The organism is Micromonospora sp. NPDC049799, assembly GCF_040656655.1.
GTDB lineage: Bacteria > Actinomycetota > Actinomycetes > Mycobacteriales > Micromonosporaceae > Micromonospora.
In genome coordinates, this window is the sequence record NZ_JBFAMU010000297.1 from 1 (window position 1) to 6,098 (window position 6,098).

At 73.9% G+C, this 6,098-nt stretch carries 6 protein-coding genes; 2 read left to right on the forward strand and 4 right to left on the reverse strand.

What is annotated here, in order from left to right; all coding sequences use genetic code 11:
• Positions 1 to 726: glycosyltransferase (locus AB0I76_RS20330; RefSeq protein WP_357037581.1), on the forward strand; the 726-nt coding region annotated here is incomplete at its 5' end.
• Positions 727 to 840: 114 nt separating this feature from the next.
• On the opposite strand, the gene AB0I76_RS20335 is transcribed toward AB0I76_RS20330, so the two are convergent.
• Both AB0I76_RS20335 and AB0I76_RS20340 read right to left on the reverse strand, forming a co-directional pair.
• Positions 841 to 1,983: an acyl-CoA desaturase gene (locus AB0I76_RS20335; protein ID WP_357037584.1), complete on the reverse strand. Its 1,143-nt coding sequence runs from the start codon at positions 1,981 to 1,983 to the stop codon at positions 841 to 843.
• A 14-nt stretch (positions 1,984 to 1,997) separates the two neighbouring features.
• On the reverse strand, positions 1,998 to 3,089 hold the full coding sequence (locus AB0I76_RS20340; protein WP_357037587.1) for a ferredoxin reductase: 1,092 nt from the start codon (positions 3,087 to 3,089) through the stop codon (positions 1,998 to 2,000).
• A gap of 84 nt (positions 3,090 to 3,173) precedes the next feature.
• On the opposite strand from AB0I76_RS20340, the gene AB0I76_RS20345 reads away from it, so the two are divergent.
• Positions 3,174 to 4,415 carry a helix-turn-helix domain-containing protein gene (locus AB0I76_RS20345; protein ID WP_357037590.1) on the forward strand — a complete coding sequence of 414 codons (1,242 nt, stop codon included), beginning with the start codon at positions 3,174 to 3,176 and terminating at the stop codon, positions 4,413 to 4,415.
• Positions 4,416 to 4,475: 60 nt separating this feature from the next.
• On the opposite strand, the gene AB0I76_RS20350 is transcribed toward AB0I76_RS20345, so the two are convergent.
• Together AB0I76_RS20350 and AB0I76_RS20355 are read right to left on the reverse strand one after the other, a co-directional pair.
• Entirely contained in the window at positions 4,476 to 4,895 is a 420-nt protein-coding gene (locus tag AB0I76_RS20350; RefSeq protein ID WP_357037593.1) for a hypothetical protein, read from the reverse strand.
• A gap of 111 nt (positions 4,896 to 5,006) precedes the next feature.
• Positions 5,007 to 6,098, reverse strand: a 1,092-nt coding sequence (locus AB0I76_RS20355; RefSeq protein ID WP_357037596.1) for a hypothetical protein, incomplete at its 5' end; no start/stop codon positions are given.

A 6,098-nucleotide genomic window follows, 5' to 3' on the forward strand; every position in this document is an offset into this window, starting at 1 on the left:
GGCGCCCGCCAGCGCCGCAACCTGGGCGAGGCGTTCGACCGGGCCGCGCTGGTCATCGCGGTCAGCGGGTTCATCCGGGACCGGGCGGTCGCCCTCGGTGCGGATCCCGCGAAGGTGCGCGTGCACCACATCGGCGTACCGGTGCCGGCCGCGCCCGCCGCCGGTCCGAAGCGCTGGGACGTCGCCTTCGTCGGCCGGTTCGTGGCGAAGAAGGGCATCGACGACCTGGTCGAGGCGGTCGGCCTGCTGGCACCCGAGCGGCCCCGCGTGGTGTTCATCGGCAGCGGGCCGCTGGAGAAGCCGCTACGGGCACGCGCCGCGCACCTCGGCCTGGACGCCACGTTCCTGGGCGCGCAGCCGCCGGCCGAGGTCGCCCGCCACCTCGCCGCGTCGAAGCTGCTGGCCGCGCCCTCGAAGACGGCGCCCGACGGCGACACCGAGGGGCTGCCGACGACCGTCCTGGAGGCGGCGAGCCTCGGGCTGCCGGTGGTGTCGACGTACCACAGCGGCATCCCGGAGGCCGTGGTGCACGGCGAGACCGGCCTGCTCGGGGCCGAGGGCGACCGGCACGCTCTCGCTGCGAACATCCGACGGCTGCTCGGCGACGGGACGCTGCGGGACCGGCTGGGCCGGGAGGGGCGCCGGCACGTCGAGGACCGCTTCGACCTGCACGCGCAGACCCGACGGCTGGAGCGGCTCTACGACGACGCCGTCGCCGCGCACTGAGTGAACCGCGCTCCGCCCGGACAGGGTCGCACTCGATCCCGGATGTAGTGGCATCACCGGGCATCCGAGGCCACTACATCCGAGATGTTGCGCGATCCAGGCGGGCTGGTGCGGTCAGGCGTTGGCGGAGGCCAGGGCGGGGGCGCGCCGGTCGTCGACCGGGGTGGCCGTGCGCCGGTTGGGCAGCGAGAGCCGGATCACCTTGTGCCACGCGGAGAAGACCTGCCGGGGCAGCGAGCCGGTGACGTACTTCAGCCCGTACCGGTCGAACAGCGCCCGCACCTCGGGGGCGATCTCCTGGTAGCGGTTGCTCGGCAGGTCGGGGAAGAGGTGGTGCTCGATCTGGAACGACAGGTTGCCGGTCATGATGTGCATCAGCCGGCTGCCGCTGATGTTGGCCGAGCCGAGCATCTGCCGCAGGTACCACTCGCCGCGCGTCTCGCCCTCGATCGACGTCCTGGAGAAGGTCTCCACGCCCTCCGGGAAGTGCCCACACATGATCACCGAGTGGCTCCACAGGTTACGGAGCAGGTTGGCGGTGAAGGTCGCGGCGAGCGTGCTGAGGAAGGACGGGCCGGACAGCAGCGGGTGGATGACGTAGTCCTTGAGGACCTGGCGACGGATCTTGCGGCCGACCGCGCGGGCCCGGGCCCGGAACTCCGGGGCCTTGTGCCGGCCCTTGCGCAGGTTCCGGCCCAACTCCAGGTCGTACGCGGCGATGCCGTACTCGAAGAAGCAGGCGTTGATGAAGTTCCACAGCGGCTGGCCGAGGTAGATCGGGTGCCACTTCTGGTCCTCGTCGACGCGCATGATGCCGTACCCGAGGTCGTTGTCCTTGCCGAGGACGTTGGTGTACGTGTGGTGCAACTGGTTGTGCGAGTGCTTCCACTGGTCGGCCGGGGAGACGTGGTCCCACTCCCAGGTGGTCGAGTGGATCTTCGGGTCGCGCATCCAGTCCCACTGGCCGTGCAGGACGTTGTGCCCGACCTCCATGTTCTCCAGGATCTTGGCGACCGTCAGCCCCGCGGTGCCCACCACCCAGGCCGGCGGGAACAGCGAGAAGAGCAGCACCGCCCGACTGCCCATCTCCAGGCTCCGCTGGGTCTTGATGACCTTGCGGATGTAGCGCGCGTCCCGTTCGCCCCGGTCGGCGATCACGCGGTCACGGATCGCGTCGAGTTCCTTGCCGATGATCTCGATGTCCTCGGCCGTGAGGTGGGCGATCGGGTTGACGGGCTTCTTCTGGATCACGGTCACGTCGGTGTCTCCGATCAGTGGTCGATGTCGCAGGGGCCGGCCGCGGCCGACACACAGGTCTGGATGAGGACGCCGTCCCCGGGAACCGCCGTGGTCAGGGCGCCGTTGCGCAGGTCGCGGACGGCGCCGGAGCGCAGCGGCAGCACGCAGCCGTAGCAGATGCCCATCCGGCAACCGGACGGCATGAGCACGCCGGCGGCCTCACCGGCGTCGAGCAGCGGGGTGGCGCCGTCGGCCGCGACGGTGACGCCGGAGCGGCCGAAGCTGACCGTGCCGCCCTCACCGGCGGTGACCACGGTCGGCCGGAACCGTTCGGTGTGCAGCCGGTCGGCCCGTCCGGCGGCCGTCCAGTGCGCCTCCAGGGCGTCGAGCAGGCCGACCGGCCCACAGGCCCAGGTCTCCCGATCGAGGAGGTCCGGCACGAGGGCGTCGAGGTCGCCGACGGAGAGCAGCCCGGCGGTGTCGGTGTGCCGCTCGACCAGCCGGAGCGCCCCGGCGTCGGCGAGGGCGCGCAGTTCCGCGGCGAAGATCACGTCCGCCGGGGTGGGGGCCGAGTGCACGACGACCACGTCGGCGCCGGCGAGGGCACCGGACCGGAGGATGCCCATGACCGGCGTGACGCCGCTGCCGGCGGTCACGAACAGCACCCGCTCCGGCCGCGTCGCGGGCAGCACGAAATCGCCCCGCGCCTGGTCGAGGTGGACGACCGTGCCCGGGCGTACGCGGCGGACCAGGTGGTTGCTGACCACCCCGTCGGGGATGGCCTTCACGGTGATCGCGATCGGCCCGGTACGCGGGCCTGGCGAGGACGTGACCGAGTAGGCCCGCCACTGCCGGACGCCGTCGACGTCGACGCCGAGCCGGACGTACTGCCCGGGGGTGTGGCCGCGCCAGTCGCGGCCGGGACGGATCACCAGGGTCGCCGCGTCGGCGGTCTCCGGGCGGACGTCCAGGATCCGGCCGCGCAGGTCCGCACCGGAACGCAGGGGCGCGACCAGGTCGAGGTAGTCGTCGGGCAGCAGCGGGGTGGTGACCGCCGCGGCGAGCCGCAGGATCCTGCCGCGCAGGGATGGTGCGGCGGCAGACCGGGGGACGGTGGTGGTCATATCCCGATCGTCGCGGCAGAATGGCATAAAAGCTTCACCTCCGAAGGTGAACCGGGCCGACTCTTTTGTTCGGAGGTGACAAAGGTGCCGGAAAGCTTCGAGGCCACGCGGCGCGCCGCCCACCTCGAACTGGACGAGCGGGTAGCCGGAGCGCTGCGGGACCGGCTGCCGGTGCTCGCCGAACGGACCATCACCGCCATCACGGCCGAGGTACCCAGCTACTCGGGCACCCTAACCGGGCAGATGCGCGAGAAGATCGAGACCGCCGTGCAGCTCGCACTCGGCACGTTCCTCCAGCTCATCGAACGCCCGCAGGGCGGCGACCCGAGCACGCCGCTGGTGTCGGCCCTGGAGGCCGCCTACGCCCTGGGCAGCGGGGAGGCCCGCTCCGGCCGGAGCATGGACGCGCTGCTCGCCGCGTACCGGGTCGGCGCCCGGGTGTCCTGGCGGGAGATGGCCACCACCACCGTGCGGGAGGGCCTCACCGCCGCGACCGTGGCCGAGTTCGCCGAGCTGATGTTCGCCTACATCGACGAACTGTCCGCGGCCAGCGTGGCCGGCCACTCCGACGAGTTGGCCAGCGCCGGCCGCGCCCAGCGCCGCAACCTGGAACGCCTCGCCGGGCAGTTGCTCGCCGGTGAGCGGGAGGAGGCGCTGCTGCGCAGCGCCGACCGGGCGGACTGGCCGCCGCCGCAGACGCTCACCGTCGTACTGCTGCCCCGGGCGAACCTGCGGGCGGCGCTGGCGCTGCTGCCCGAACACACGCTGGAGGGGCCCGACGACCTTCCGGTGGCCGGGCCGGGCGAGGATCTGGCGGTGCTGCTGGTGCCGGACACGCACGGCGACCGGCGACGGCAGCTCGCCCGGGTGCTGCACGGACGCCGGGCGGTGGTCGGGCCGGCACGGCCGTGGACCCGGGCGGCGTCGTCCTACGAGCGGGTCACCCGGGCGCTCGCCCTCGGCCGGCGACCGCCCGCCGAGGGGCCACCCCTGGACACCGAGGAGCACCTCGCCGAACTGGTGCTCAGCGCGGACCCGGAGGGTCTCGCCGACCTGCGCGCCCGGGCCCTGCTCCCCCTGGCGTCGCTGCCGCCGGCCACCGCCGAGCGGCTCACCGAGACGCTGCGGTCCTGGCTGCTGCACCACGGCCGGCGTGACGACGTCGCCGCCGACCTCTTCGTGCACCCGCAGACGGTCCGTTACCGGATGGGCAAGCTGCGCGAGCTGTACGGTGACCGGCTGCACGATCCCGCCGCGGTCCTGAACCTCACCCTCGCCCTGGCCTTCCCGCCCGGAGAGGGCGACGACGCGCCACCGCCGCCCTGACCTCGGCGCGGACGGGGCCCGGGTTCCCACCCGGGCCCCGCTGCCGACGCCGGTTCGGCGTCAGCGCTCGCGGCGCAGGCCGGCCCACTGCAGGACGGCGAAGCCGGCCACCGCCGCCGCCTGGGCGGCGACCACGGCGACCCCGAGCGCGGTCGGCGAGAGCCAGCCCCCGAGGAGCAGGCCGACACTGTCCGCCGCCCAGACGAGGTTCCCCACGACGACCACGCCGGCGAGCCGCCGGTTGATCCGCGGGCGGGAGGCGAGCAGCCACAGCGCGGTGGCGTACCCGAGCAGGAAGATCCCCACCGGCACGAGCAGCGCCGTCGGGAGGCCGAGCGGCTCGGCGAGCGCGGTGGCACCGGGCAGGGCCACGAGCCCCAGGGTGCCGGAGGCGAGCGCGTCGATCCGCAGGGCCAGGCGCAGCAGCGACCGGTCCTGCCGGGCGGGTGCGGCGGTGCGGGCGGTCAGGTCGGTGGTCATGGTGACTCCCTCTCTCGTCGGGAGCACCACCGTCGGCCGGAATCCGCTGCCAGGACGACACCGCGCACTGCCATCCGCTGCCAGTTGGCAGGAACAATCCGGGCGGATCGGCTACAACCGGCCGCGCAGGTCGGCGGCGACGAGCCGCGCGGCGGCGTTCTGCCAGTTGTGCAGGGTCCGCTCCGGGACGTCCCGCCGGAACCACGCGAGGGCCTCCCGGCCCGCCGCGTCCAGCCCCCGCGTCTCGACATGCCGGCGGTACGGGCGGATGCCGACCACGTAGGAGAAGTAGAGGGCGTTGTAGTAGCGCCACTCCCCGCTGGTGCCGAACTCCCCCTCCCGGGGCTTGAGCCGCGTGATGCTCTCCAGCAGCAGGCCCTTCAGCTCGGCGGCGCGATCCAGCGGCTGGCCGTCCACGCCCCGCGCGGCCAGCCGCTTGTCGACCTCGGGGTGCGCGGCGAGCGGGCTCGCGACCAGCCGTCCCAGGTCGCCGTAGTGGCTGAGCGCCCGGCGGGTGAGCCGGACGAACTCCGCCTCCTCCAGCGCGGCCAGCTCCGGCGTACCGTCCCGGCGGGGCAGCGCGTCCGCCGCCGAGCGCAGCTCGGCCCTCGTCTCCGCCACCGCCGGGGCACCGGGAAAGGCCAGCCGGTCCAGGGCGTTCTGGAACGGGCTGGCGAGCACCTGGACGGCGATCGCGGCGGCCACGGTGCCGAACAGCAGCGCGACGACCGCCGGACCGGACCGCGGGGCGACCAGCAAGGCCGCCGCCACCTGACCGCCGAACAGCGCCGCGGCCACGCCGGCGGCCAGGGCCGAGCGGACCATGTCGGCGCGCAGCGTCTCCCCCTCGGCGAACGCGTCGAACGCGGCCACCGCGAGACCCAGCAGCACGAGGTCCACCCCCACCCCGGCGAGGGAGACCGCGCGGGGCAGCACGTCCCCCGGCAGCAGCACGAGCGTCAGGCCGAGGCCGAGCAGGAGGGTGACCACGACCGTCACGCCGGCCGGCGCGGCCGGCCGCAACGCCCGGCGGTGCCGCAGCACCAGCACGAACGCGCCGAACAGGGGCAGGACGGCCACCGCGCCGGCCACCACGCGGGCCGGCGCCCACCACAACCAATCGCCATGCCGCGATGATAGTCGCTGGTGGCGATGGTTCGACCGGTGGCGGTCACATCCCACACCGCCGGCTCGTCCTTCAGG